The sequence below is a fragment of the Chloracidobacterium sp. genome (assembly GCA_025057975.1).
Classification (GTDB): Bacteria; Acidobacteriota; Blastocatellia; order Chloracidobacteriales; family Chloracidobacteriaceae; genus Chloracidobacterium.
Genome location: JANWUV010000012.1, coordinates 93,905 through 118,952, shown reverse-complemented (window position 1 = coordinate 118,952; position 25,048 = coordinate 93,905). Strand labels below are relative to the sequence as shown.

The 25,048-nt window shown below is 61.7% G+C and carries 17 protein-coding genes; 11 read left to right on the top strand and 6 right to left on the bottom strand.

The genetic code is table 11. The annotated features are described in order from the left end of the window. Positions 1–1,454, bottom strand: a 1,454-nt coding sequence (locus tag NZ585_11610; GenBank protein MCS7080674.1) for a DEAD/DEAH box helicase, incomplete at its 3' end; no start/stop codon positions are given. A gap of 529 nt (positions 1,455–1,983) precedes the next feature. Here NZ585_11610 and NZ585_11605 point away from each other — a divergent pair. Then, on the top strand, positions 1,984–3,135 hold the full coding sequence (locus NZ585_11605) for a redoxin domain-containing protein (GenBank protein ID MCS7080673.1): 1,152 nt from the start codon (positions 1,984–1,986) through the stop codon (positions 3,133–3,135). Between the two features lie 437 nt (positions 3,136–3,572). Here the strand turns inward: NZ585_11605 and NZ585_11600 are convergent, their stop codons facing one another. Beyond that, positions 3,573–4,502 (bottom strand): cysteine synthase family protein, encoded by a 930-nt coding sequence (locus NZ585_11600; protein MCS7080672.1) that lies wholly within the window; start codon positions 4,500–4,502, stop codon positions 3,573–3,575. Positions 4,503–4,692: 190 nt separating this feature from the next. Between NZ585_11600 and gltX the strand changes: the two genes are divergently transcribed. The 10 genes from gltX (at position 4,693) to NZ585_11550 (ending at position 18,461) form a co-directional block, all read left to right on the top strand. After that, on the top strand, positions 4,693–6,195 hold the full coding sequence (gltX, locus tag NZ585_11595) for a glutamate--tRNA ligase (GenBank protein ID MCS7080671.1): 1,503 nt from the start codon (positions 4,693–4,695) through the stop codon (positions 6,193–6,195). Positions 6,196–6,357: 162 nt separating this feature from the next. Then, positions 6,358–8,865 carry a carboxypeptidase regulatory-like domain-containing protein gene (locus tag NZ585_11590; GenBank protein ID MCS7080670.1) on the top strand — a complete coding sequence of 836 codons (2,508 nt, stop codon included), beginning with the start codon at positions 6,358–6,360 and terminating at the stop codon, positions 8,863–8,865. A gap of 90 nt (positions 8,866–8,955) precedes the next feature. Continuing rightward, positions 8,956–10,119 carry a hypothetical protein gene (locus tag NZ585_11585; protein ID MCS7080669.1) on the top strand — a complete coding sequence of 388 codons (1,164 nt, stop codon included), beginning with the start codon at positions 8,956–8,958 and terminating at the stop codon, positions 10,117–10,119. 1,004 nt (positions 10,120–11,123) lie between these two features. Continuing rightward, complete coding sequence (locus NZ585_11580) at positions 11,124–13,712, top strand: TonB-dependent receptor (protein MCS7080668.1); 2,589 nt, start codon at positions 11,124–11,126, stop codon at positions 13,710–13,712. Positions 13,713–13,724: 12 nt separating this feature from the next. Then, positions 13,725–13,982, top strand: a complete 258-nt coding sequence (locus NZ585_11575; protein ID MCS7080667.1) for a hypothetical protein — start codon at positions 13,725–13,727, stop codon at positions 13,980–13,982. 14 nt (positions 13,983–13,996) lie between these two features. Continuing rightward, complete coding sequence (locus tag NZ585_11570) at positions 13,997–14,233, top strand: ferredoxin (protein MCS7080666.1); 237 nt, start codon at positions 13,997–13,999, stop codon at positions 14,231–14,233. 57 nt (positions 14,234–14,290) lie between these two features. Continuing rightward, positions 14,291–15,376, top strand: coding sequence for a hemin-degrading factor (locus tag NZ585_11565; protein MCS7080665.1), 1,086 nt, complete (start codon positions 14,291–14,293; stop codon positions 15,374–15,376). A 199-nt stretch (positions 15,377–15,575) separates the two neighbouring features. Beyond that, positions 15,576–16,499 carry an ABC transporter substrate-binding protein gene (locus tag NZ585_11560; GenBank protein MCS7080664.1) on the top strand — a complete coding sequence of 308 codons (924 nt, stop codon included), beginning with the start codon at positions 15,576–15,578 and terminating at the stop codon, positions 16,497–16,499. 7 nt (positions 16,500–16,506) lie between these two features. Next, positions 16,507–17,589, top strand: a complete 1,083-nt coding sequence (locus NZ585_11555) for an iron ABC transporter permease (GenBank protein ID MCS7080663.1) — start codon at positions 16,507–16,509, stop codon at positions 17,587–17,589. After that, positions 17,586–18,461, top strand: a complete 876-nt coding sequence (locus tag NZ585_11550; protein MCS7080662.1) for a heme ABC transporter ATP-binding protein — start codon at positions 17,586–17,588, stop codon at positions 18,459–18,461. Before NZ585_11555 ends, NZ585_11550 begins: the two co-directional genes overlap by 4 nt. An 87-nt stretch (positions 18,462–18,548) precedes the next feature. Here NZ585_11550 and NZ585_11545 read toward each other — a convergent pair whose 3' ends face one another. The 4 genes from NZ585_11545 to clpB all read right to left on the bottom strand — a co-directional run bounded on the left by NZ585_11545 (position 18,549) and on the right by clpB (position 24,948). Further along, positions 18,549–20,846, bottom strand: a complete 2,298-nt coding sequence (locus NZ585_11545) for an ATP-dependent Clp protease ATP-binding subunit (protein MCS7080661.1) — start codon at positions 20,844–20,846, stop codon at positions 18,549–18,551. A 147-nt stretch (positions 20,847–20,993) separates the two neighbouring features. Beyond that, a complete protein-coding gene (locus NZ585_11540; GenBank protein ID MCS7080660.1) occupies positions 20,994–21,689 on the bottom strand; it encodes a nucleotide exchange factor GrpE in 696 nt (231 codons plus the stop codon). Between the two features lie 118 nt (positions 21,690–21,807). Further along, positions 21,808–22,260, bottom strand: a complete 453-nt coding sequence (locus NZ585_11535) for an Hsp20/alpha crystallin family protein (GenBank protein ID MCS7080659.1) — start codon at positions 22,258–22,260, stop codon at positions 21,808–21,810. 54 nt (positions 22,261–22,314) lie between these two features. Next, complete coding sequence (gene clpB, locus NZ585_11530) at positions 22,315–24,948, bottom strand: ATP-dependent chaperone ClpB (GenBank protein MCS7080658.1); 2,634 nt, start codon at positions 24,946–24,948, stop codon at positions 22,315–22,317. Positions 24,949–25,048 lie beyond the last annotated feature (100 nt).

Here is a 25,048-nt window from a genome sequence, read left to right as displayed (position 1 = left end):
TGGCGGCCTTGCCGAAGCATTTCGGCGACGGATGCGGCGCATGCTTCCAGTTTCGTGTCGTCCTTGCCGGCGCGGAGCGCTGCGGCCAGACGCGCCAGTTCGCCGAGTTTGCGGCGCTCCGCTCCGGCAAGCGTCGCTTCGGCGGCCGCCACCGCCGGCGTGGGTTGCTCGTCGTCGCCCGTCTCAAGCGCATCCGACACAAACGGTCGGTAGTCCGGCTCATCCTCTACCGCCCCACCGTCGCTTTCAGCGCCCCGGCGGCGCGCTTCCAACGCAGCGACCGCGGCGGCCGGGCTGGACAACACGCAGCGCAGCAGCGCCAGCGCGCCCCAGTAGCGGACGCGGCGCCGCCGCTCTTCAAGTCGCCGTCCCTCGCGCACGATCTCGGCGCAGAAGTCATAGGTTTTGTCAAACAGTTCGCGGTATGGGCGGGAAAGCCGATAGGTCAGATCATGTGTCTCCCGTGTTGGGAAGCAGGCTCTGTCTTCCCAGTCGTGCTCGATGTCCCGGCGGGTTCGCTGCACGAAGTGTTTGGCGAGGGCTTCGCGTTGCGGCTCGGAGAGTTCGGCGGCGTCCCATTCGGCGAATTCGGGGCGGAGCAGACCGAGCAGCGAGCGAAACGCGGACGCGACGCCGCTGTGCGGGGTGGCGGTCAGCAGGATGAGGTGGCGGTTGGGATCGGCGGCGATTTCCTGCAGGAGCTGGTGGCGTTGTTGCCGGTTCTGGTCGGCTTCGGCGGCGGCTGCGCCATGCGCTTCATCCACGATGACGAGTTCGGGGCAGTGAGCCAGAAATTGATGCTTGTGGCGGTCGCTTTTGAGGAAGTCAATGCTGGCGACCTGAAGCGGGTAGTAGCGGTAGAGGCTGTCGCTTCCAACCTTGCGGCGTTCCAGTTGACTGATCGTGCCGGAACGGATGACCACGGCGTCGAGGTTGAACTTGAGCGCCAACTCCTGTCGCCATTGGTCGCACAGGTACGGCGGGCAAAGGACGCACAAGCTTTTGATCTCGCCGCGATCCAGCAACTCGCGGGCGATGAGAAGGGCCTCGATGGTTTTACCGACACCGACGTCATCAGCGATGAGCAGGCGCACCGGGTCGAGCCGCAGCGCCATCAGGAGCGGGACGAATTGATAGACGCGCGGGCGGATGGAGATGCGTCCGAGTGACCGGAACGGCGTTGCGCCCTCGCGCAGCGTCAGTCGCGCCGCCTGCCACAGGAGGCGCGCGCCGGCGGCGTCGGCAAGCTCATCGCCCGTCGGCGGCGGAAACGTCGCCGGGCGAACGCGCTCTTCCGGCAAGTCGTCGCCGAGCACGTCGGCCAGTCGCTTGTGAACGGCGACGACTTCGTCGGTTGCGCCGGTGAGCGGCCGGAGCAGGAAGACCTCGTCCTGCTCACTGGGCAAGAGCACCCAATGGCGGTTGCGGCAGCGGACAATCGTTCCGGGGTTCATGGCGTAACCAACTCAGGGTTGTGTGGAGAAGACGGACGCCGTCTGCGGAAAGCGCCCGTAGGCGGCCGACGTACTTAGGGCTGCTTTGCTCTGGTTGTCAACGGTCACGCAATCATATTTCAGCACGAAGCCCGGACAACGCTCGTTAGGGCTGGCCGGTACACCGCGGCTGGTGAAGCCGAGGCACAAGTACTGGCTTGAGCCGCCGGTCAGTGCGCCGTCTCTGATGAAGACATAGTGGTTTATCCGCCGCACGCCAAACCTGTTGATGCAATGCACACCGGCGTATTGCCCCACTCAAGCGAAAAAAGCAGTCGCCTCGTACCTGTCTCTCGACCGCAGCGAGCAAGCTATTATTGCCTTCCAAGAGCCTGCTCTATTGGGACACGTCCGGGTTCTGTTAGGTTAGGCCTACTCGTTTTCGCTTGCAGCGGCCTAACCTGCGAATCAAGGAAGTTGACGCTACGCTTGGGCTGTGTGAAGCGCGGCTCATCCGCCGCCCGTTACCACAAAACAAATCAAGGTGAGAATGAAAGCCGCTAACCAAATCCTGCTTGTCGTTTTTGTTCCGCTTGTCTTTGTTGCGAGTGCAGCAGCGGCACGAGCTGATGGTGAGGCCGACAAGCTTCTGAAGGAAGTCGCGGTCGCTACTCGGTCGGCCAAGACACTTTTAGCCGACATCACGCTGACCCAGTCCGACGGCGGTCCAGTCACGACAACCCCCGGCACGGTGATGCTCAAGAAGCCTAACCTTGCCCGCATCGAGCTAGGCGAGCCGTTCAATTACACGATTGCTTCGGACGGCAAGAATGTCTGGCTGGTGGAGAGGGCGAAGAACCGCTACCAGAAGAATGACGCCGACCCGAACGGGAAGGGTCTGGCTTCTTTCCTGTACATTCCCGTCGGCACATTCTTCGACCCAGACTTCCGAGGCTTCATCAACCCGTCCATCAAGGAGACGCGCTTGGCGGGCAAGGAAAAAGTAGACGGGGAGACCTATCAGGTCGTGGAGGTCATCGGCGACGAGCCTTACGACTTTACCCTGAAATGCTACATCGGGGCGAACAAACTCATCACTCGCACGGCGTTGCAGATGAAGCTCGGAGACAAGACGCTTACGTTTGGCGCCGTGTTGACGAACGTGAAAGTCAACGAGTATCTGCCTGACGATAGCTTCGCCTACGCGCCGCCCAAGGAAGCAGTCCTCTACGACCTCTCCGATCCCGCTGGCAAGCTCGTCCCTGTCGGCGAAAAGGCCTATCGCTTCACTGTGCCGACGCCGACCGGCGAGCGCCTTAGCCTAGAGGAGTTGTCGAAAGGTAAGAAGGCGGTCTTGGTCAACTTCTGGTTTTATGGCTGTGCGCCGTGCCGGGAGGAGTTTCCCAAACTGCAAAAGCTCTATGACGAACTCAAGGACAAAGGCCTTGAGGTGGTGGCTATCAACTTCAATGACTCGCCTGAGACGATTTTGAAATACGTCAAAGACAACAAGTTCACATTCCTCATAGGCATGAGCCAGGAAACCGAGCAGGGGACAAAAGACCCTGTATTGAACGAGTATCGCGTCATAGCCTACCCGACCAACTATCTTCTCGATGCGGACGGCAAGGTTGTCTGGCGCGGGGTAGGGTTCGACGAAAAGGAGGTCCGGGCTGCGCTGAAAAAACTGGGCGTTTTATGAAAGTCACTCGGTGCGCGTGGGCAGACGTAGCCTAACAGAAAGCTTCAGCGGACGGCGGCGGCAATCTTGGTGTTCTTGGCGTTCACTGTCGCTCAGCGCGGCCGTTGCGGCTTGGAGTCAATGCGAAAGGGGTGCAGTTGGGCTCGGACTGCTGAGGGCTAGCCATTCGTAGCCCCTCCACGAACGCGGAGGGGTGCAAGTTGATGAATGAGGGTTTGTCGGTTGCGCTGCTCTTTAGAACCTATCATTTGAGCGGAAACCGCTTTGCGGCCTCGCCGGCTTGGGGTTGTGCGCGCTTCGCGCACTTCACCTATCGCAGGTTTCCCTCACTCACACCTGTTGGACTGCCGCCAGCAACGCATTCTCACCCCGCTAAACGACGGCGTGCCGATCATGCTCGGCAATGTCCCGCTTGCGGCAATGTCCGCCCACACGCGCTACGGAACCTCGTCAAAAATCCCCTTGCTCATGTAACGCTCTGCGCTGTCGGGAAAAACCGTGACGACGTTCTTCCCTTCTCCAAGGCGTACTGCTAACTGAATGGCCGCAAAAGCGTTCGCGCCGGCCGAGCCGCCGCACAACACACCTTCTTCAGCAGCCAAGCGGCGTACCATCCTAAAGGCGTCCCGGTCAGTCACGGCGACAATCTCATCGCACAACTCACGATGGAAGTTCTCCGGAACGAAACTCGTGCCGATACCCTCAACCTTGTGCGGGCCGGGTTGCCCGCCGCCCAGCACCGACCCTTCCGTCTCAACGGCGATACACACCGCCCGTGGGTTGCGCTCGCGGATGTAGCGGGCGACGCCGGAAAAGGTCCCAGCCGTACCGCAGCCAATCGCTAGACCGTCCACTTTACCGCCAAGTTGCTCGTAGATTTCCGCGCCGGTCGTCAAATAGTGAATGTGCGGGTTCGCTGGATTGCTGAACTGCTGTGGCACAAAGGCGTTTGGGATGGATTCAGCCAACTCCAGCGCCTTGCGAATCGCGCCGGGAATGCCCTCCTCATAGGGCGTGTACACCAGCGTGCCGCCCAACGCCTCCGCCACCTGCATCTTTTCACGACTGTAGCCTTCCGGGACGCACAAAATGACGCGATAACCACGCCTCCGCCCAATCAGCGCCAGACCAACGCCCGTGTTGCCGGCCGTCGGCTCAATAATCGTCGCGCCGGGCTTGAGCAAACCGCGCCGCTCGGCGTCGGTAATCAACCCCAACGCCGCTCGGTCCTTGATGCTACCACCGGGGTTGAGATACTCCAGCTTGGCATAGACGTTGGCCGCGCCGGGCGGCACAACCGAACGTAGGTGCAATAGCGGCGTGTTGCCAATCAGTTCTGTAATGTCTTCTGTAACGCCAAGTGCCATGAAGGTGCTTCTTCAGCGGGGTGGTACCAGAAGTGGATGCTAGCCTTGCCTGCCGGTCAACGCAACGGATGGGTGACTGCCCTGCCGACAGACTAGGCGACCAACCTTTGGCGGCGGCGCGCACCCTTGATAGGCTACCTAAAAATCGGCGGCATGCCGGAACACTTTTGGCAAGGATGTTGAACAACCGATGACCAACGGCATTCGCGTTCGCTTCGCCCCGTCGCCAACCGGCTACCTGCACATCGGCGGCGCGCGAACGGCGCTCTTCAACTGGCTCTTCGCCCGCAAACATGGCGGCGTCTTTATCCTGCGCATCGAAGACACTGACCGCGAACGCTCAACCCCCGAAGCCGTGGCGACCATTCTCGACGGCCTGCGCTGGCTCGGCCTCGACTGGGACGAAGGGCCGTACTTCCAATCCGAACGCCTCGCCGAACACCGCCGACTAGCCGAACGCCTGCTGGCGAGCGGACACGCCTACAAGTCCTACGAAACCAAAGAAGAACTTGACGCCCTGCGGCGCGCGTCCGAAGCAGCGAAAACCGCCTTCGTGTTTCGCGGACGAGAGCTGTCGCCAGAGGAAGAAGCGCGGCTTGACGCGCAAGGGACGCCCTATGTGGTTCGGTTTCGTGTCCCGCGTACGGACGGCGCCGTGACGTTCCACGACCTCGTACATGGCGAACAAACCAAGCGGTATGCCGACATTGAAGATTTCGCCCTGCTGCGTTCGGACGGCTCGCCGCTCTACATCCTTAGCAATGCGGCGGACGACATCGCCGAACGCATCACCCACGTCATCCGTGGGCAGGACGGACTGGCGAATACCCCCAAGCAGTTGCTCATCTACCGGGCGCTGGGCGTCGCCGAGCCGACCTTCGCGCACCTACCGCTTATTCTGGACGGCAAACGCGCCAAGCTGTCCAAGCGCAGACACGGCGAGGGGGCGACGGTGCGGTTTTACCAAGAACGCGGCTTTATCCCCGACGCCTTCCTCAACGCCATTGCGCTCATCGGCTGGTCGCCCGGCGACGACCGTGAAATCCTTTCGCGCGACGAGATGATCGCGGCGTTCGACTTCGCGCAGGTCAGCCGGACGAACGGCATCTTCAACCTGCCGCCGGCCGATCAGCCCCTGTCCGACCCGCGCCAATTTACCGACCCCAAGGCGCTGTGGATGAACGCCGAATACCTCAAAACGATGCCGCTTGACCGACTACTGCCGATGGTGCAGGCGCAGCTGGAAGCCGCCGGTTTGTGGAAAGCCGAGTTCGCGGAAGGCGCCGGCCGTGCTTGGTTCGCCCGGACAGTGGAAGTTATTCGGGAACGCTTCCGTACACTGACGGATTTCGTCACCTACGGACGACCGTACTTTGACGACGTTTTCGAGTTCGATCCCGAAGCCGTGAAGAAAAACCTGCGGGATCCACGCCTGACAGACTGGTTGCCGGAACTCGCCGACGCACTGGAGCAGGTGGAAGACTGGAAACCAGAAACGGTGGAGGCCGCGCTCCGGGCGTTCGCTGAAACCAAGGGCGCCAAGGCGGGACTGTTCATCAACGCGGCGCGCACGGCGCTGACCGGGCAAAGCGTCGGGCCGAGCATGTTCGAGGTCTTTGCCCTGATTGGACGGGAACGCTCCTGTGCGCGGCTGCGCGCCGTCCGTGAACAAATAGCGGCCGCGACGGCTTAGCCCCGAAGGCACAAAACTTCAGCCGGTGGTCTGGAAGCTGTGCGCCTTGGGGAGGCGTTTGAAAAGTCACGCCCGATTCGCGTGGCGCAAGGTAACGTCTTGACACGGGGGCGCATCCCTTCGCCCATGTTCGGTCTCCAACCGAAAGGAGGCGCTTGTTTGATGGTGAAAACCTACCAGAGCTGTTTGCTGTGGCTGGGACTGCTGGTCGGCGTCCCCTTGCTCGCCCTCGCGCAACAGGCCAGTGTGGTGTCGTTGGTCGTGACCGACGGCGCTACGCAGCGACCCATTCGCAACGCTGTCGTCACCCTGACGCCCAAAACCAAAGCTCCCGGCGCGCGAACGCTTACCCAAACTACCGACGGCGACGGCAAAGCTGTCTTCACAAACGCGCCCAGCGGCGACTACACGCTGACCATCACTGCGCCCGGCTACACGACGCTCACTGACGAACATTACACGGTCGAGTCCGGCGTCTTCGTCGAGCAGCCTATCGAACTCAGCCCTGCCGGAGGCGAAGTCGTCGAGGTGCGCGGCGACCAAGAAGCGCCGCTTGTCGCGCAAGGCGCAAACGCCGCCGCCGCCCTAACGCCCGCCGAAATTCGCATCCTGCCGTCACGCGGGCGCGATATTCTCACCTCGTTCCCACCTGTCCCGAACGTCATCCGTTCCAACGACGGCCGCACCAGTATCAAAGGCGCACGCGAAGACCAAGCCGCCGTTTTGGTCAACGGTAGCCTCAGCAACGATCCGGCGACCGGACGCTTTCAAGTCGAAATCCCGCTCGAAGCCCTCCAGCGGGCGGAGGTCTTCACGAACCCGTATCTGCCGGAGTACGGCAAGTTCACCAGCGGCGTCAAACGGCTGGAAACCAAGCCCGGCGGCAACAAATGGACGTACAGCGTCTATGACTTCTTCCCGTCGCTACGCGCTCGCTACGGCAAAATTTTCGGCTTTGCCAACGTGTCGCCGCGCGCAACCATCACAGGGCCGCTCGTCCGCGACCGGGCGTTTCTGGCGCAGGCGCTGGAAGTCATTGTGGATAAGGCTGTCGTCCGTGGTCTGGCCAGCCCCGACAACGAAATCCGCAAGCACGCCTTCCGCAGCTTCAGTCAGTTCGATGTTGTGCTGTCCGACCGCCAAACGCTGACAGTCACGGCGAACGCTGCGCGTCAGTTGCTGCGCAATGTTGACCTTGATTTCTTCAACCCTGTACCGGCGTCAGCCAATCGCCGAACGCTTGATTTGGCCTTTGCGGGCGTGCATCGCTACGCTGGCGCGGGCGGCTCGATAAGTGAAACGCGCGTCAACTACAAGCGCATCGGCGTGGACGTTTTCGGTAAGGGTGACGCGCCCTTCGCTCTGACGCCCTTTGGCCGAACGGGCAACTTCTTTAGTCAGACCGACCGAACAACTGAACGCGGACAGCTTCAGTTTTCCACGGCCTTGGCGGCGTTCAACGCCGGGGGATTGCACCAGATCAAGTTCGGCGCAGACCTCAGCGCCGCGTGTAATCGCGGCTGGGTCGTCAACCGTCCGGTGGAAGTGCGGCGTGCCGACGGCTCGCTTGCTGAACGCATCACGTACGCCACGCGCGGCGACTTGCGCGCCTCCAACATCGAGGTTGCCGGTTACGCGCAGGACCAGTGGCTCATTCGCCCGAACTTGCAGCTTGATTACGGTCTGCGTGTAGAAACTCAGCAGGCGGCGGCGCAGCTCAACCTCGCGCCGCGCGTAGCGCTGTCGTACGCGCCGGGCGGCACAAACAACACGGTGTTGCGGGCGGGCTTCGGGCTGTTTTACGACAAGGTGTTGCTCAATGCGTTGGCGTTCCGGCAAATGCCCCAACCGACGGCGACGACGTTCGCCGCCGACGGCGTGACGCCGACGCTGACGCGCTCGTGGACGCTTGATTTGGCGCGCGCCGATGGGCGCTACCGCGTGCCCTACAACCGCTCATTTCGCGTCGAGCTGGCGCAGCGGCTCTCACGCCGCGTGCTGGCTAAACTAGCCTACCTTGACAGCCGCACGTTCAATGACTTCTACGTTGAGCCGGAACCGCGCGGCGCGGCGGGCGTCATTCGCCTGTTCAACACCGGACGAGCGACGTACCGCGCGCTGGAAGCCACGGCGGATGTCAAGCTCACGCCGCGCCATACGTTCGTCGTCTCCTATGTGCGGAGCAAGGCGCGCGCCGAACTCAATGACCTGATTTCGTACTTCGGCGACACGCCGAATCCGATCATCCGGCCGAATCAGTTTGGGAACGCGCCGATTGACGCGCCACATCGGTTTTTTGCGCGGGGCGTGTTTGGGCTGCCGGGCGACTGGACGCTTGCGCCGATTTTTGAATGGCGAACCGGGTTTCCCTACAGCGTCGTGGACGAGGCGCAGAACTTCGTCGGTCGCCGGAACGCCGATACAACGCGGTATCCGCACTTTATGGCGGTTGACTTAGCGGTGACGAAGAAAATTCGTCTGCCGCAGTGGGTGCGGCGCGGCGTGTTCGGACGGAAGATTGATGTCGAGGCTGTCAACGTCACGGTCAACATTTTCAACCTCACCAATCACTTCAACCCGCGCAACGTCTTCGCCAACACGGGTGCGCCGCAGTTTGGGACATTCTTTGGGGTGTACCGACGTTTCTTCAACATTGAGATGAACCTGTAACGCCGTCGCCAAGCGGCAAAATACCCGTCAAGTCGGCGGAAGGTGTTATGGTTATCTAAACTTCGCCGTCTTCCAACAAGGAGCGCCAAGATGATCAAACAACAGGTCGGCAAGAAAGCCGCGTGGCTTGCCCTGTGGGCGGCAATGAGCGGCGGGATAGGACTGGAAGCGTTGGGGCAAACAATCCAAATCGGTCCAGTCGTTACGGGCGCCGAAGACGCACAGGCTCAAGCACTGCCGGTTGGTCTGGCGATGTCGCCCGACGGTGCGCAGCTGGCGCTCGGACGCGGAAATGTGGTCAGCGTTAGTCCGGTGATGACTGAGGCTCAGGTGAGAGCGCGGGAGGAAGCCTTTCGGCGTGGCGTTCCGCTGCAACCGTCAATGCGGCTGCTTGCCGATGATGCCCCGGTGACGAGCGTCGCTTGGTCGCCGGACGGTCAATTCCTCGCCTCCGGTGGCGGGGACGAACAAGAGGGCGAAGTCGTTGTCCGCGAAACCAAAACATGGACGGAGGCAATGCGTCTGCCTCATACCGACATTGTGTGGAGTGTCGCTTGGTCGCCTGACGGACGCTATCTGGCCGCCGGGAGTGGGATTCAGAGCGGCGAAGTTGTTGTTTGGGATGTGACGACGAAAACGCCGGCGGCGCGGCTCAACCATGCCTCCCCTGTCACCGACATCGCTTGGTCGCCCGACGGTAAACGCATGGCGACGCGCAACGGCGATGACCGGCGCGGCGAAGTCATTATCTGGGCAACCGGCGACTGGCGCGAAGTGTCGCGGCCGGGCGGGGCGAATGTGGTTACGTGCGTCGCGTGGTCGCCCGACGGGCGCCACCTTGCCGCCGGCAACTGGGACGAGCGGCGTGAACACGGTGAAGTTCTGGTCTGGGAGTTTCAAAAAAAGCCGTCGCCCATGCGCCTTGACCACACCGGCATCGTGCGGCGCATCGCTTGGTCGCCTGACGGAAAACATCTAGCGGCCTGGGGCGGAGAAATAGGTGCCGCGACGGCGACCGTCTGGGAAGTCAAGCGTTGGCGAATGACGCCGACAAACATGCGCTTGCCTACGTCTAACGGGAGCATTGTCTGGTCGCCGGATGGAAAAACGCTCCTGATTGCCGGGACAGCAGGGAATGGCGTATTTCAGACCCGTTGGACAGTGCCGCCGGCGTCGGACCCGTTGCCTGCCCAGCCGCAGAGCAACCCTGACAACGAGCGTCGTTTTGAGCGACCAGATTGGTGGCGGAACTAGCGCCTGTTGCGAGTCAACCCGCTGGCCGGGGGTGAGAAGTGGTCACGGCGTGTCAGGCAAAGCAGACCGCGCAAGAAAACAGCAGCCCCCGGCTCAAGGTGATGGCGCGTCACAGTCAGTAACATCGCTTTTGAGCCGCCTAAGCCCACGCAGCAAGACGACAAAGCCCCTTCTCGCCCTCGGCAGGGTGGGTAAGGAATTGCCATCCCCTGCCAGACCGGTGCTATGGCGCTATGTTCCCTGAAAACTGCTCAGGTGCGCTTTCCATCCTGACGGGGCAATACTCGGTTCGGAAGCGGCGTCAAGCGTTTGGCGTGCGGCGGCGTTCCGCCGCTTTGTGACGACGCGGGGCGATATCTGCAGCTCAGACGATGCCCCGCTTCACGCTTTTTCGGGCGGACATTCCGGTACGCGCTGAATAATCCGGATTCCACCTCTGTTGCCCCACTCAAGCAGAGGCGACGCGGACGCAGATGGTTCTCGCTGCGCCGGGAGGTGACACAGCGCGCTTTTCCTGCGCAATCCGCTCCACAGCGTCTTTGCCCTCATCCTGTCCTTTGTCGGCCTGTCAATCCCTGTACATCCCAGTGACACACAGTTTGTCGGCGCGGCGCAGCTTTTCCTCAAGTCGAACCGTCCAGCTGCGTCGCTGACGACCTCGCCGCCTTGCATCCATAAGTCATCCCTTCCAAAGAGGCGCTTTCTACAAAGAACTTGCCGGCGGTTGTACTCCAAAAAGACTTGACACACCCTGCCTTGTGACGAAAGATGGTATCAATCTGAAAATCATTTTCATTTGCGGAACAGCGATGCCACCGTAAATCCTCACCTCTCAAGTAATGAAGCCTCCTGCGCGGCAACGCGGGAGGCTTCCAACGCGCAGTCCCACCCACGGGAAAGGATGGCAAGCGCCGAGGCACTCTACCCGACGCGCCGTCCGAAACAAAGCTGTGACACCCGGCGGCGCGACGCCCGCCGGCGCAACGGATAGGAGTGTTTCAAAGATGACAGCTACGTGGTTTTCTCCGGCCCGGCGACGGATTCGCCCGGCGCTCCGGGTCGCCCTGACTTGGATGATGATTGGAATGATCAGCGGCGGCGCGCAGGCCGAGGAGCGCGGGACCTTGACCGGCAAGGTCGTGGATACGCAGGGCGCGCCGGTGGCGGAAGCGAGCGTTCTGGCGCGCAACATCGCGTCCGGCGCGACGCGCGCCGTCCTGACCGCGGCCGATGGGACGTTTTCGCTCAACGACCTGCCCTTCGGCTCCTATCAAGCGCGCATCGCTCGCAGCGGCTTTTCCGACGCCGTTCTGGAGTTTCGGCTGAACGCGCCCAGCCTCGCGCTTGATACGGTGACGCTTGTCCCCGGAACCATTCAGGAAATCGTGACCGTCACCGCCAGTCGCGCCGTTCGGGATACGATGACCACGCCCGAAGCCGTGTCGGTGGTTACGGAACGGCAGCTTCAGGAGCGTCTGCCCGGTACGGCCGCCGATATTCTCCGCGATTTGCCCGGCGCGTACACCCAATCCCAAAGCTTTCTCACCCGTCCCATCATTCGCGGGCTGGAAGGCAACCGAGTGCTTGTTCTGGTGGACGGCGAGCGCCTCAACCACGGCCGCACGCCGACGAGCCACGTCGGCAACGGCGTTGAAACCGGGCTGGTGGATGTCGGCTCGCTTCAGGCGGTTGAGGTCATGCGCGGGGCGGGATCAGTGCTCTACGGCACGGAAGCTCTCGGCGGCACGGTCAACTTCATTACCCGTCCGCCCGCGACGACGGACGGCGGCGTTCGCGTCAGCGGCGTCTTTGATCCGTTCGTCACCGCGAACGGCCCCGGCGGGCGCTACGGCGGGAGCTTGAATCTGGCGACGCGCCGGTTTACCGCCCGCGTGAGGCAGTCGTTTGAAAACTTCAGCGATTACACGGCCGGCGGCCCCGTCGAGGCCGGCTACGCTTCGGTGACGCCTCAGTTCAACACCGCGACGCGCCTCGTGACGGGTTCAGCCTATCGAACCAACGCCACCCGCGCCGAAGGACGCTTCTTCTTCACCGAACAGATGTTCGTTCGGTCGAGCTACGAGCGACTCGACGCCGCGCCCTACCAGTACCCCTTGCAGGCCACGTTCAACTTTCTGTTCAGCAAGCGCGACAAGGTCAACTTCGGCTTCGTCGCGCGCGAGTTGTCGCCGGTGGTGGCGAGCGTTCAGGCAAGCGGCTACTACCAGTGGCAGCAGCGGCGCGACCAAGTAACCGTGCGCGCCCTGCCGGCGCTGTTTCAAGTAACCGACCGGCAAATCAATCCGACCACGGGCGGGTTCGACGGGCAGGTGGTTTTGACGCCGTTCCGCAATCACGTCGTCACGGCGGGCGTAAGCTTCTACCGCGACACCAGCGCCGACGACCGCATCGTGATTCGCGGCACGCTGCCGACGCCGCCCGGCGGTCTGACGCCGGCGCAGGCGCAAGCGCAGGCGGCTCGCGTCCGTACCGACGGCGACTTTCTACGGACGCTTCGCAACAACCAGCCGCGCCGCGACGTGCCCAACGCCAACTTTCAGGACATCGCCTTCTTCGTGCAGGACGAGTTCATCCCCAGCCGCTACGTTCGGCTCATCGGTGGTTTGCGGGTGGATCGCTACAGCTCGCGGGCGTTGGATACGCCGAGCTATGACATTTTCAACATCGTGCCGCGCGGCACGGCCGGCATCAGCGGCCTCGAATCGCTCCGCCACACAAACGTCGCCGTGACGGGTTCGGGCGGCATTGTCGTCAACCCGATTCAGTCCGTCAGCTTGGTGGCGCGGCTGGCGCGCAGCTACCGCGAGCCGAACATTTTCGACCGCTACAACGCAGGCGCGTCGCATACCATCAGCCCGACGACGCGCAGCGTGACGATTCCCAACCCGGATTTGAGGCCTGAAACCGGCGTCAATCTCGATGTCGGCGCAAAGGTTCGCTTCACGCGGTTTTCGGGGTCGTTGACCTACTTCCGAAACAACTACAACAACTTCATCGGCAACTTCGGCACGCCCGTGCCGGGCCTTGCTCCGATTCCGAACCCAATCCCCGGCGGCGCTCCACTGACGGTTCTCCAGCGCCAAAATCTTGGAAAGATTCGCATTCAAGGGATTGAAGCTGATTTTGAAGCGCCTTTCCGATTGCCGGAAGCCTTCAGGTCGTCGTTTGTCACCCTGCTGGGGAATGTGAGCGTGACGCGCGGCGACGACGTACGGGCGAACCAGCCGGTTGACCCGTTCAACTTCCCCATCGTGCCCGTCAAGGCCGTGCTGGGGACGCGCTGGAATTCAGTGACCAATCGCTACTGGATGGAACATCGGGCGCGGATTGTCACCACGCAGCGCCGCCTGCCGCCGGGAAGCCTCTACGCTCAGCCGGGGACGGCGCGGCTGGGCTTCACCGTGCATGACCTGCGCGGCGGCGTCAACTTTGATTGGGAACGCTACGGCGTGGCGGTGACGCTCGGCGTCGAAAACGTGGGCAATCGCTTCTATCAGGATTTGTTTTCGCTCTTTGACGCGCCGGCGCGCGGTCGCGCTTTTGTGGCGGGTCTGCGTCTGCGGTTCTTTTAGCGAGGTCTTCGTATGGACATCAAATCGCTCTTTCGCCTGCCGGATGACCCGGACGCCGTGCCCGTCCCGGCGCGCATGTGGTTGTGCTTGGACTGTGGGAACTTTCACCTTGTCATCGGCGGCGCGCACTACACGTTTTCGCCGGAGCAGTTTCGACATTTTGTCAGGTGCGTTAACGAGTGCGCCGTCCACTACGGCCTCAGCAGCGTCGGTTTCGCCGAGACGCTGCGTCGCTGTTGCGAAACTGATCCCCTCAAACATCAAAACTGACTGAGGCGACGACGATGGCCAACCTTCGTGAGCGATTCCCGGAAAACGCTGAAGGCCCGTTCTATGTGGACGCCCAGTGCATTGACTGCGACGTATGTCGCTCGATAGCGCCGGATATTTTTGCTCGCAACGACCGGGGAGCGTATTCCTATGTTTTGCGCCAGCCGGAAAATGAGGAGGAGCGCGAGTTGTGCTTGGAAGCCATGGAATCCTGTCCGGTGGAAGCCATCGGCGACGACGGCGATATGTAAAAACCGCCGGCGTACGTGTTGTATCCAGACCTGACAAATTGAAGGAGAAATCAAACGATGACAGCCCCAAACCCAGCGACCGAACCAACCACCGACGCCGGCTATACCGCTGAAGACATCGCCCAGCGATGGGCTTTGTTGCGTCAATCCGAACCCAAACTGCGTATCCGTGACGCCGCGACGAAGCTCGGCGTCAGTGAAGCCCAACTGGTGGCGCTCGGCTGCGGTACGACGGTGACGCGCTTGAGTGCCGACTGGGGCGATTTCATCCAGCGGCTTGAAGCGCTCGGCCCCGTTATGGCGCTGACGCGCAATGACGCAGTGGTAATCGAAAAGGACGGTCAGTACCGGAATGTCGAAATTTTCAGCGGTCACACGCGGATGGGGCAAGTGCTTGACAGCGGGATTGACTTGCGGCTCTTCCTCGACCGCTGGGCGATGGGGTTCGCCGTCCGGGAGGAGTCCCCGCGCGGCCTGCGGAGGAGCTTTCAGTTCTTTGACGCGGCGGGGACAGCCGTCCACAAGACCTTCCTGCGCGAAGCAAGCAACGTTGCGGCGTTTGATGAGCTGACCAACCGCTTTGCCGCTCCCGATCAGCGTCGTGAGCAAGGCGTCACGCCGCCGCCGCCGCCCACTGAAATTCCCGACGCCGAAGTGGACGTTGAGGGATTTCGGCGGGCGTGGCGCGAACTCAAGGATACGCATGACTTCATCCGCCTGACGCACCGCTTCAAGTTGAGCCGTACGCAGGCGCTTCGGCTGGCCGACCCGGAGATGGCCTGGCGCGTTCGTCCCGACAGCTTTGCGCGCATTCTGGAAGAGGCGGCGGCGGCTAAGGAAAACCTCATGGTTTTCGTCGGCAATCCGGGCTGCATTCAGATTCACAGCGGCCCGATTCACAACGTCAAGCTCATCGGCGAATGGCTCAACGTACTGGACGACGGCTTCAACCTGCATGTCCATGAACCGCAGATTGCGAGCGCCTGGGTGGTCAGAAAGCCGACGGTTCGCGGCGTCGTCACCGGCGTGGAGTTTTTTGACGCGGCGGGCGAACAGGTCGCCATCCTCCATGCCAAGCGCAAGGAAGGCGAGCCGCCGTCGGCGTTCTGGGCCGAACTGTGCGAGCGATTGACGCGAGTTTGAGCGGGTTTGGATTGATGGGTTTTGTCGCGCAGGTAAACAACTCCTGAGGCCCGCGCGACCGTCGGGGCGCGGACGGGGTATAGGTTGGTCAGGTCGCGTACTTCGCAACTCGGCCCCGACGTTTTTTCTTGTTCGTTCTCATTCGGCGGCGCGGCGTCAACAGGCGACGCGCCTACATTCGGAAGGCTTACAAGGCGTCATGACAACGAAGAACTTCTGGAAGGCCGTAGGCTTCGCAGGGCTTGCCCTCGCCCTCATGTTCGGCGGCGGCTGTCGCCGCGAAACCGCGACGCAGGCGGCAGCGCGGACGGTGATGGACGCCAACGGGCGGCCGGTGGCGATTACGGATGTCTCGCGGGTGGTCGCCGCCGGCGGCTCGGTGACGGAAATCGTCTATGCCCTTGGCGCGGAAGGGGCGCTAGTCGGGTGCGATGCGTCGAGCCTTTACCCGGAAGCCGCCACGAAGCTGCCGCAGGTGGGGTACGTCCGGGCGTTGTCGGCGGAAGGCGTCTTGTCGCTGCGGCCGAGTTTGGTGCTCACGCTGCCGGAAGCCGGGCCGCCCGACGCGCTGGCGCAGTTGCGCGCAAGTGGGACGCCGGTTCTGACCGTCCCCGCCGAGGCTTCAATCGAGGGCGTCAAGCGCAAGATTCGGGCTGTCGCGCAGGCGCTCGACCGCCAACCGCAGGGCGAAGAGCTGATTCGGCGGCTGGACGCCGACCTCGTGCAGGCGCAGGCCTATCTGGCCGGACGCGCTGAAAAACCCAAGGTGATGTTCATTTACGCTCGCGGGCAGGGCGCGGCCAACGTCGCCGGACGCGATACGGCGGCGGCGGAAATGATTCGCTTGGCCGGCGGCGTCAACGCCTTTGATTTTGAAGGCTACAAGCCGTTGACGGCCGAGGCAGTGGTCGCCGCGGCCCCGGATGTCATCCTGCTCCCGTCACGCGGGCTGCAAAGCTCCGGCGGCGTCGCGGGCGTGTTGGCGATGCCGGGCGTCAAGCAGACCCCCGCTGGACGCAACCAGCGGATTGTCGCTGTAGACGACTTGCTTCTGCTGGGCTTCGGCCCGCGTACCGGGCAGGGCGTTCTTGAGCTGGCTCGCCTGCTGCATCCCCAAAAGTGAGCGCATGATGGCCGCCGTCAACGTCTTGGCTACGCATCCGCAGGCAATACGAGCCACGGGTAGGTGGCTCATCGGTGGGTTGGCCGTCGCGCTGGTCGTGAGCGTGTTGTTCGCGTCCGGCGTCGGCGCGGTCGCCATCACACCGATCCAGAGTGTGGCCATCATCGCCGACCGGCTCGGCCTTGACCTTGGCGTGCCTTTTACGGAGCAACAGCGCGCCGTCCTGCTAACGATTCGCCTCCCGCGCGTGTTGTTCGGCGCGCTGATTGGCGCGGGGTTGGCGATGGCGGGCGCGGCAATGCAGGGCGTTTTTCGGAATCCGCTGGCCGACCCCGGCATCATTGGCGTTTCCAGCGGCGCGGCGCTGGCGGCGGTGCTGTGCATCCGCGCCAACGGCTGGTTGTTCGGCAAGGCCGGCGGCGTGCCGGCGGTGTATCAACTGCCAATCGCCGCCTTTCTTGGCGGAAGCTTGGCGGTCTATGCGGTTTATCGTCTGGCGCGGCGTGAAGGGACGCTTTCCGTAGGGCTTTTGCTGCTGGCGGGCATTGCGTTGGCGATGCTGACGGAAGCTTTGCGCGGGGCGCTCATTTTCGCGGCGACCGACGACCAGCTACGGAGCGTGACTTTCTGGAGTTTGGGCAGTCTGGGCGCGGCCTCATGGGTCAATCTGGCCATCGTCGCCCTGCCCGCGATTCCGGCGATGGCGCTGCTCGGACGGCTGGCGCGACCGCTTGACGCCCTGCTGCTTGGCGAGGCGGAAGCGCGGCACCTTGGTTTTGATGTCACCACCATCACCCGAACGGCGATGCTGGCGGCGACGCTCATCGTCGGTTCGGCTGTCGCCTTCGCGGGCATCATTGGTTTCATTGGTCTGGTGGCACCGCATCTCATTCGGCTGGCGGCTGGGCCAAGTCATCGGACGCTATTGCCGGGCGCGGCGCTCCTTGGCGCGTGTCTGGTCGTCTTGGCGGATTTGCTGGCGCGGACGATCGTGAGTCCGGCGGAAATGCCGCTGGGCGTCGTGACGGCAAGCTTAGGCGCGCCGTGCTTTCTGTGGCTTTTGCTGCGCGAGCGGGGATTCCGGTCATGATGCTTGAAGCGCGTCGGATCAGCGTCATTCTGGGCGGGCGCTGCCTGCTGGACGATGTCTCGCTGACGCTCGCGCCGGGCGAAGTGACGGCCCTGCTTGGCCCGAACGGTGCCGGCAAATCCACGCTGCTCAAGACGCTGTCCGGCGACCTGCAACCAACGCAGGGCGGAGTGTATCTGGACGGCCGCCCGCTGGATGGTTGGTCGCTCATCGAGCGTGCGCGGCGGCGGGCTGTACTGCCGCAAACGTCGTCCTTGGCGTTTCCGTTTACGGCGTTTGAGGTGGTTCTGCTTGGCCGCGCGCCGCACGTCGTACTGCATGAGACCCCGCATGACATCACCGTTGCACGGCAGGCGATGCAGCAAACCGGCGTTGAGCATCTGGCGTCGCAACGCTACCCGTCGCTTTCGGTCGGCGAGCAGCAGCGCGTCCAGTTTGCGCGGGCGCTGGCGCAAATTTGGGAAGCCTTGCCCGACGGCGCGGCGCGCTGGCTGCTGCTGGATGAGCCGACAGCCAGCCTTGATTTGGCGCACCAGTATGAAGCTATGGCGATTGCGCGGCGACTCGCACAAGACGGCGTGGGCGTGATTGTGGTTGTTCACGATCTGAACCTTGCAGCGTACGCGGCCGATCACGTTGTTTTGCTTGATCGCGGCCGCATCGCGGCGGAAGGCCGCCCGGAGGACGTACTGACCCCGGAGCGGATTCAGGGGGTGTTCGGGCTGGAGGTATCGGTGACGCCGCACCCGCGCCATGGCCGACCGTGCATCATTCCGCTTCCGCCGCCGCTGCCGAGGATGGAGGGACGCACTCGCCTGCGCCCAGCAGGCGCTCAAGTACTCCAGTTTCAGTCTCACAGTAGCATCACCTAGGCGGTGGCGCTTCATAAAAAAGTAGAGGGCGCAGACGCGATGTTTGGTCGGTCTGCGCCCTCCACAAGTTCGTTTGGCAGGCCGCTTCTAATTGACCGAGAAGGTCGCCGGTGTCATTTCGGACCGCTCTTCTGTCACGATTACCTGCCCATCGCGCGCATCCACCTTGAAGGCGTTCGCCGCGTTCCACTGAAGCGTGATCGGCAGTTTGACCTTCTCATCAATCGTCCGCTTGAGGAAACGCGCCCCATAAGCCGGGCTGAAGCCCAGTTGAACCAGTTGGTCAATCGCCTGCTCCGTCACATGCAGAGTCTTCCCATACTTGGCCATTTGACGCTCGATTTTGTTGAGGTACAGCACGGCAATCTGGCGCACCTCGTCCTGCGTCAACGGGGAGAAGACAACGATTTCGTCAATGCGGTTACGGAACTCCGGCGAGAAGCGCGCTTCGGCCGCTTTCATGACCTCGTTCTTGATTTCCTTCAAGTCGCCCAGCGACTTCGTACCGAAGCCGAGCGGCTTCATATACTTTTTGAAGTTCTCGCTGCCAAGGTTCGAGGTCATGATGACGATAGCGTCGGACAAATACACCTTCTTGCCGCGTCCGTCCGTCAACCAACCCTCGTCGAAGGCTTGCAGGAATAGGTTGAGCAAGTACGGCGACGCTTTCTCAATCTCATCCAGCAGCAGCACCGTGTATGGGTTGTCACGCAGGCGTTCCGTCAGAATGCCGCCGCGCTCCGACCCAACGATACCGCGCGGCATGCCGATGAGCTTTTCAACCGCCACCACGCCGTCTTGGTACTCGGACATGTCGATGCGGATCATCTTATGCTCGTCGCCGAACATAAACTCCGCGACGGCCTTGGCCAGTTCGGTCTTACCAACGCCGGTCGGACCCAAAAACAGCAGCACGCCGTCCGGCTTGTAGAAGTTTTCCTTGAGCGGCCCCTTGTTGAGGCGCAACCGCCGCGCAACGCTTTCCACCGCCTCCCGCTGACCGATGACGCGCTTGGCCAACTCCGCCTCCATGTTGGCGAAGCGTTCGGTCGTTTCGCGGAAGATCATATCGTGCGGAATACGCGATTCCTGCGCGATCACGTCAATTACGTGGTGCTTGAGCACGGTCGGATTGTCCGGCTGGTTGATTTCCACCTTGACCGCAGCCGTGTCCAACCACCCAATGACCTTGTCCGGCATATGCAGGCTGCGGATATAACGCGGGGCCATCTCCAACGCCGTTTCAAGGGCCTCGTCGGAAATGTGCACCGAGTAGTTTCGCTCCAGTCGCGGCCGGATGCCCTGTAAAATCTTGCGCGTATCCTCGATGCTCGGTTCAGCGATGAAGACCGTCCGGAAACGTCGTGCCAGCGCCTCATCTTCGGCAATGTACTCCTTGTACTCCGTTACCGTCGTCGCGCCAATAATCCGTAGTTCACCACGCCCCAGCGCCGACTTGAACATATTCGCCGCATCGGCCGCTGCGCCCATCGCCGACCCTGCGCCAACAATGGTGTGAATTTCGTCAATGAACAGAATCAGGTTTTCTCGCTCTTTGACCTCGTTGATGAGGCCTTGGATGCGCTCTTCAAACATCCCACGCAGCATCGTTCCGGCGACGACGTTTGAAATCTGCATCGAAACGATGTGGGCGTTGCGCAACCGCCGTGGGACGCGCTCCGGCTCCAGTTCAATCCACTGCGCCAATCCCTCGACCACCGCCGTCTTCCCAACGCCGGGTTCGCCGATGAGAATCGGCGAGTTGGCGCGCTCACGGTGGCAGAGGATTTCAATCATCTGCTGAATCTCACGCTCGCGTCCAATAACCGGTGGCAGCTTGCCTTCGCGAGCCAGTTTGTTGAGGCTCGTCCCGAAGTGCTTGAGGTAAGGCGGTAACTCAAACTTGCGATTGAGCCGCGCTTCGCGCTCCTCCCGTGACTTGAGGCGCGAGCCGACACGTTCAATTACTTCCCGTGGGTCGGCGCCGAACTGCCGGAGTACGGAAGCTGTCACACCATCTTCGTCCTGAAACAGCGAAATCAGCAGGTCAGTGGAATCAATTGTCTGTCGTCCATTCTGCCGCGCCCGCCGCATGGCTTTGTTGAGGATGTCGCGCGTCGCTTCATGCAGTTTCATGCGCTTGCCGACAAACTGCCGCTGAATGGACAACCGCCCGTCGAGCGCATTGCGGATCGCCTGCGGGTCGAGATTGAGGCTTTGCATGATCTCATTCATCAGCGGCCGCTCGACCTCCGTCAAGGCGAGAAAAATATGCTCCGGCGCTAGAAAGTTATGCTCGCGGTTCTTTGATTCCTCATAGGCGCGGCGCATGACGCGCTGTCCGCTCTCAGAAAATCGGTCTGCGAAATCGCCAAAGTCCATCATAGCGTGCCTCAGTGAGGATGATGTGAGTTGTTGTTATATGATGCGCGTCCAACAGACCATAGCCTTTGAAGACGCAGCGCAGACGTGGGAAGGTATGCCAGAGAATATCATACGCACCAGCCGCATCTACAGCCCTTTTGCGCAATGTTATGCCGGAATTTCCGTTTCTGAAAGTACGGCCGACGGGCTTTCGGCTCGTCCCACTGTCACCAGCGCCGGACGAATCAAGCGCCCACTCAGCCGGTAGCCGGCGCGGGACTGCGCCACCACTCGCCCATCCTGTTCCGCCGCCACTACAGCCGTCTCCACCGCCTCGTGCAGCTCCGGGTCAAACGGTTGACCGACGGCTTCGATGCGTTCTATGTCGTGGCGTTGCAGCGCTTGGATCAGCAGTCGCTGCATGGCGGCCAGACCGGTCAGCAGGTCCTCGCGGGTTGCCTTATCGGCCCCGGCCAACATTAAGTCCAAATTGTCAAACACCGCCAGCCAATCTTCAAGCAACGCTTGCCGAGCGCTCAGCACCCGTTGCTCAACGGTACGCTCCAGCCGGCGGCGCGTCTCGCGCAACTCCTCTTGAACCTTAGCCTCGAACTCAACGACTTGCGCGCGCAGCCGCGCGATTTGCGCCTCGCGCTCCTCAAGCTGCATCTGGCGCTCCTCAAGCTGCATCTGGAGCTGGTGGAGATCAGGCGACGGTGCGGACGGCGGCTCCGCGGGCGTCTCCGGTACAGCTTCGGTCGGCGCATCCGTAACTGCCTCGGCGTCCATAAACAGACGACGTTTGTCCGTCACCTGTATGGTTGGGCCGGCAGCGTCCGTTGTTTCGCGTGGTTCGTCGCTCATCTTACCTGTTTGTCTCCCTAGGGTTATGTACAAACCTGCCGCTCAAGCCAACGGTGAACCCAACGTGGGTTCACCGTTGAGTTGAACGCAGAAACGCAACCTTGCGCAAAGCCGCGTCCTAGCTGACCTGAATGTTGATGCTGCGCCCCTGCGCCACTTCACGCTTCGGCAGGAAAATCGTCAGGACACCATGTTTGTATTCCGCCCGAATGTTGTCTTGGTCAACCGTAGGCGGCAAGGAGAAAGTGCGTGCAAAGCTGCCGTACGAACGCTCAATGCGGTGGTAGTTTTCACGTTTCACTTCAGACTCGAACTTCCGCTCACCGGTCAAAGACAAGCGGTTGTTGTCCACACTGACGCGAATATCCTCCTGCTTGACATCCGGCAGCTCCGCCTTGAGGACAATTTCCTTATCTGTTTCGTAGATGTCCACCGCTGGCGACCACATTGCGGCCGCTTCGCTGTCGTTGGTCATCCGAGGCAACAGGCCGACTTCGCTAAACAGGGCGTTTATCCGATTTTGCAGCGTCATAAGGTCACGGAACGGATCAAAACGTTGCAGCATCGTCATGGCTTCGTACCTCCTAAATATGTTCTGGCCGGTTGGGGTTTAGGCAATGGACACTCACCGAACAGTGGTCTCGGCGGTCGCGTTAGCTGCGACCGCCTGTACCGGTGTAAAGGTGAACCCATCGCCGGTTTCGTCGACATCCACTCGTACGGTTTGCCCATCCACGATGGAACCGTCGAGCAACTTCATCGCCAGCGGGTTCTGAAGCAGGTTCTGGATTGCGCGCTTGAGCGGGCGCGCGCCGTACGTGGGATCGAACCCTTCGCTGGCGAGCAAATCCTTCGCCAGATCGGTCAGCTCCAAGGTGATGTGCCGGTCGGCTAGCATCGCCTGCAACCGTGCGAGCTGAATTTCGATAATCCGGTGCAGATGCCGCCGGCCGAGCGGATGGAAGATAACGATTTCATCCACGCGGTTGAGGAACTCTGGCTTGAACACCCCACGCAGGAGTTGCATCACCCGCTGCCGAACTTCCTCGTCGGTTTCGGGATCGCCGCCCCAGTCAAGAATTTCACCGCTACCAATGTTCGAGGTCATGATGATGACCGTATTCTTGAAATCCACGGTGCGGCCTTTGCCGTCTGTCAGCCGGCCGTCGTCAAGCACTTGGAGCAGGACATTGAAAACATCCGGGTGCGCTTTTTCGATTTCATCGAGCAGGATAACGGAGTATGGCCGCCGCCGGATGGCCTCGGTCAACTGTCCACCTTCGTCGTAGCCGACGTAACCTGGCGGCGCGCCGATGAGCCGGGCGACAGTGTGCTTTTCCATGTACTCCGACATGTCCAGCCGTACCATCGCCTGTTCATCATCGAACAGAAACTCGGCCAGCGCCCGCGCCGTTTCGGTCTTTCCAACACCGGTCGGTCCGAGGAAGATGAAGGAGCCAATCGGACGGTTCGGATCCTGCAGACCGGCCCGCGCCCGGCGGACGGCGTTTGCTACCGCCTTCAAAGCGGTTTCTTGCCCGATGACGCGCTGCCCCAAGCGGGCTTCCATCTGGATGAGCTTCTGCACCTCGCTTTCCAACATCTTGGCGACTGGGATACCCGTCCACTTGGCGATGACGAGCGCGACATCGGCTTCGTCCACTTCCTCCTTGAGCATCGCGCCGGCTGACTGCAACTCGACGAGCTTAGCCCGGTTGGCTTCGATGCGTCGCCGCACCTCATTCATCGAGCCATAGCGGATTTCCGCCACTTTGGCGTAGTCGCCCACGCGCTCGTACTGTTCGGCCTGAACCTTGAGTTCCTCAAGCTTTTCCTTGTCGGCGCGGATGGCTTCAATAATTTGTTTTTCACTGGTCCAGCGCGCCTTGAGAGCGGCGCTGCGTTCGCGCAGCTCGGCGATTTCCTGTTCAATCTTGGCCCGGCGTTCGCGGGACGCCGGGTCGTCCTCGCGTTGCAGCGCCTGCCGTTCAATCTCGCGCTGCATAATGTCGCGCTCGATTTCGTCAATCTCCGTCGGCAGACTGTCAATCTCGATGCGCAGGCGCGACGCCGCTTCATCAATGAGGTCAATCGCCTTGTCCGGCAGGAACCGGTCGGCGATGTAGCGATTCGACAAGGTCGCCGCCGCGACAATGGCGGCGTCCTTGATGCGAACGCCGTGGTGGACTTCATACCGTTCCTTCAGGCCGCGCAGGATGGCGATAGTGTCCTCAACTGACGGTTCGGGAACGTAAACCGGCTGGAAACGGCGTTCGAGCGCGGCGTCCTTTTCGATATACTTTTTGTACTCGTTCAGCGTCGTCGCGCCGACGCAGTGGAGTTCACCGCGCGCCAGCGCTGGCTTGAGCATGTTGGAGGCGTCCAACGCGCCCTCGCTCGCGCCTGCACCGACCAGCGTGTGCAACTCGTCAATGAAGAGAATGATTTCGCCGTTGGAACGAACGACCTCCTTGAGGACGGCTTTGAGGCGGTCTTCAAATTCGCCGCGATACTTCGCGCCGGCCAGCATTGCGCCCAAGTCAAGCGCCACTAGCCGCTTATTCTTGAGCGACTCCGGTACGTCGCCGGAGACGATCCGCATGGCAAGTCCTTCAACAATCGCTGTTTTACCAACGCCCGGCTCACCAATGAGAACCGGATTGTTCTTTGTCCGCCGCGACAACACCTGAACGACACGGCGGATTTCGTCGTCGCGGCCGATGACCGGGTCGAGCTTGCCGGCGCGCGCCAGTTCCGTCAAATCACGCCCATATTTCTGGAGTGACTGGTACTTGGATTCCGGGTCCTGATCCACGATCCGTTCATTGCCGCGCAGCTCGCCGATGACCTTGAGCAAGGCGTCGCGGGTCACGCCCTCCTGACGCAGGAGGCGTCCGGCGACGCTTTCCTTGTCCTCCACCATCGCCAGCAGCAAGTGCTCGGTGCTGATGTAGGCGTCCTGAAGTTTGTCGGCTTCCTTGCGGGCGTTGACGAAGAGCGTGGACGTACGTCCTGAAAAATATCGCTCGCCGCCGCTCGCTTGCGGCAACTTGGCCAGCGCCGCCTGTGTTTCCTTGAACAGGCGCGGGACGGCGACACCGATTTTTTCAAAAATCGGCTTGGCGATGCCTTCCGGCTGTTCCAGCAGGGCGGCCAGCAGGTGTTCCGGCTCGACCTGTGGGTGCTGTCGCGTCTGGGCGAGCGTCACCGCCGCCGCGATGGCTTCCTGAGCACGTAGAGTGAACTGATCTTGTCGCATAACCAACCTCGTTTGTGCGGCACCGGCCGTTTTTCTTAGCCTGCCGGTAATATAAAAATCTTAGTTACTTACTGTCAAGTATTTTTTTGAGTGCCGCACG

What these genes read in the sequence shown, in the direction of transcription:
- NZ585_11545 (MCS7080661.1), bottom strand. Translation starts at nt 20,846, where the DNA reads ATGATGGACTTTGGCGATTTCGCAGACCGATTTTCTGAGAGCGGACAG.
- NZ585_11570 (MCS7080666.1), top strand. Translation starts at nt 13,997, where the DNA reads ATGGCCAACCTTCGTGAGCGATTCCCGGAAAACGCTGAAGGCCCGTTC.
- NZ585_11555 (MCS7080663.1), top strand. Translation starts at nt 16,507, where the DNA reads ATGGCCGCCGTCAACGTCTTGGCTACGCATCCGCAGGCAATACGAGCC.
- NZ585_11535 (MCS7080659.1), bottom strand. Translation starts at nt 22,260, where the DNA reads ATGACGATGCTGCAACGTTTTGATCCGTTCCGTGACCTTATGACGCTG.
- NZ585_11580 (MCS7080668.1), top strand. Translation starts at nt 11,124, where the DNA reads ATGACAGCTACGTGGTTTTCTCCGGCCCGGCGACGGATTCGCCCGGCG.
- NZ585_11540 (MCS7080660.1), bottom strand. Translation starts at nt 21,689, where the DNA reads ATGAGCGACGAACCACGCGAAACAACGGACGCTGCCGGCCCAACCATA.
- NZ585_11590 (MCS7080670.1), top strand. Translation starts at nt 6,358, where the DNA reads ATGGTGAAAACCTACCAGAGCTGTTTGCTGTGGCTGGGACTGCTGGTC.
- clpB (MCS7080658.1), bottom strand. Translation starts at nt 24,948, where the DNA reads ATGCGACAAGATCAGTTCACTCTACGTGCTCAGGAAGCCATCGCGGCG.
- NZ585_11575 (MCS7080667.1), top strand. Translation starts at nt 13,725, where the DNA reads ATGGACATCAAATCGCTCTTTCGCCTGCCGGATGACCCGGACGCCGTG.
- NZ585_11585 (MCS7080669.1), top strand. Translation starts at nt 8,956, where the DNA reads ATGATCAAACAACAGGTCGGCAAGAAAGCCGCGTGGCTTGCCCTGTGG.
- NZ585_11605 (MCS7080673.1), top strand. Translation starts at nt 1,984, where the DNA reads ATGAAAGCCGCTAACCAAATCCTGCTTGTCGTTTTTGTTCCGCTTGTC.
- gltX (MCS7080671.1), top strand. Translation starts at nt 4,693, where the DNA reads ATGACCAACGGCATTCGCGTTCGCTTCGCCCCGTCGCCAACCGGCTAC.
- NZ585_11550 (MCS7080662.1), top strand. Translation starts at nt 17,586, where the DNA reads ATGATGCTTGAAGCGCGTCGGATCAGCGTCATTCTGGGCGGGCGCTGC.
- NZ585_11600 (MCS7080672.1), bottom strand. Translation starts at nt 4,502, where the DNA reads ATGGCACTTGGCGTTACAGAAGACATTACAGAACTGATTGGCAACACG.
- NZ585_11560 (MCS7080664.1), top strand. Translation starts at nt 15,576, where the DNA reads ATGACAACGAAGAACTTCTGGAAGGCCGTAGGCTTCGCAGGGCTTGCC.
- NZ585_11565 (MCS7080665.1), top strand. Translation starts at nt 14,291, where the DNA reads ATGACAGCCCCAAACCCAGCGACCGAACCAACCACCGACGCCGGCTAT.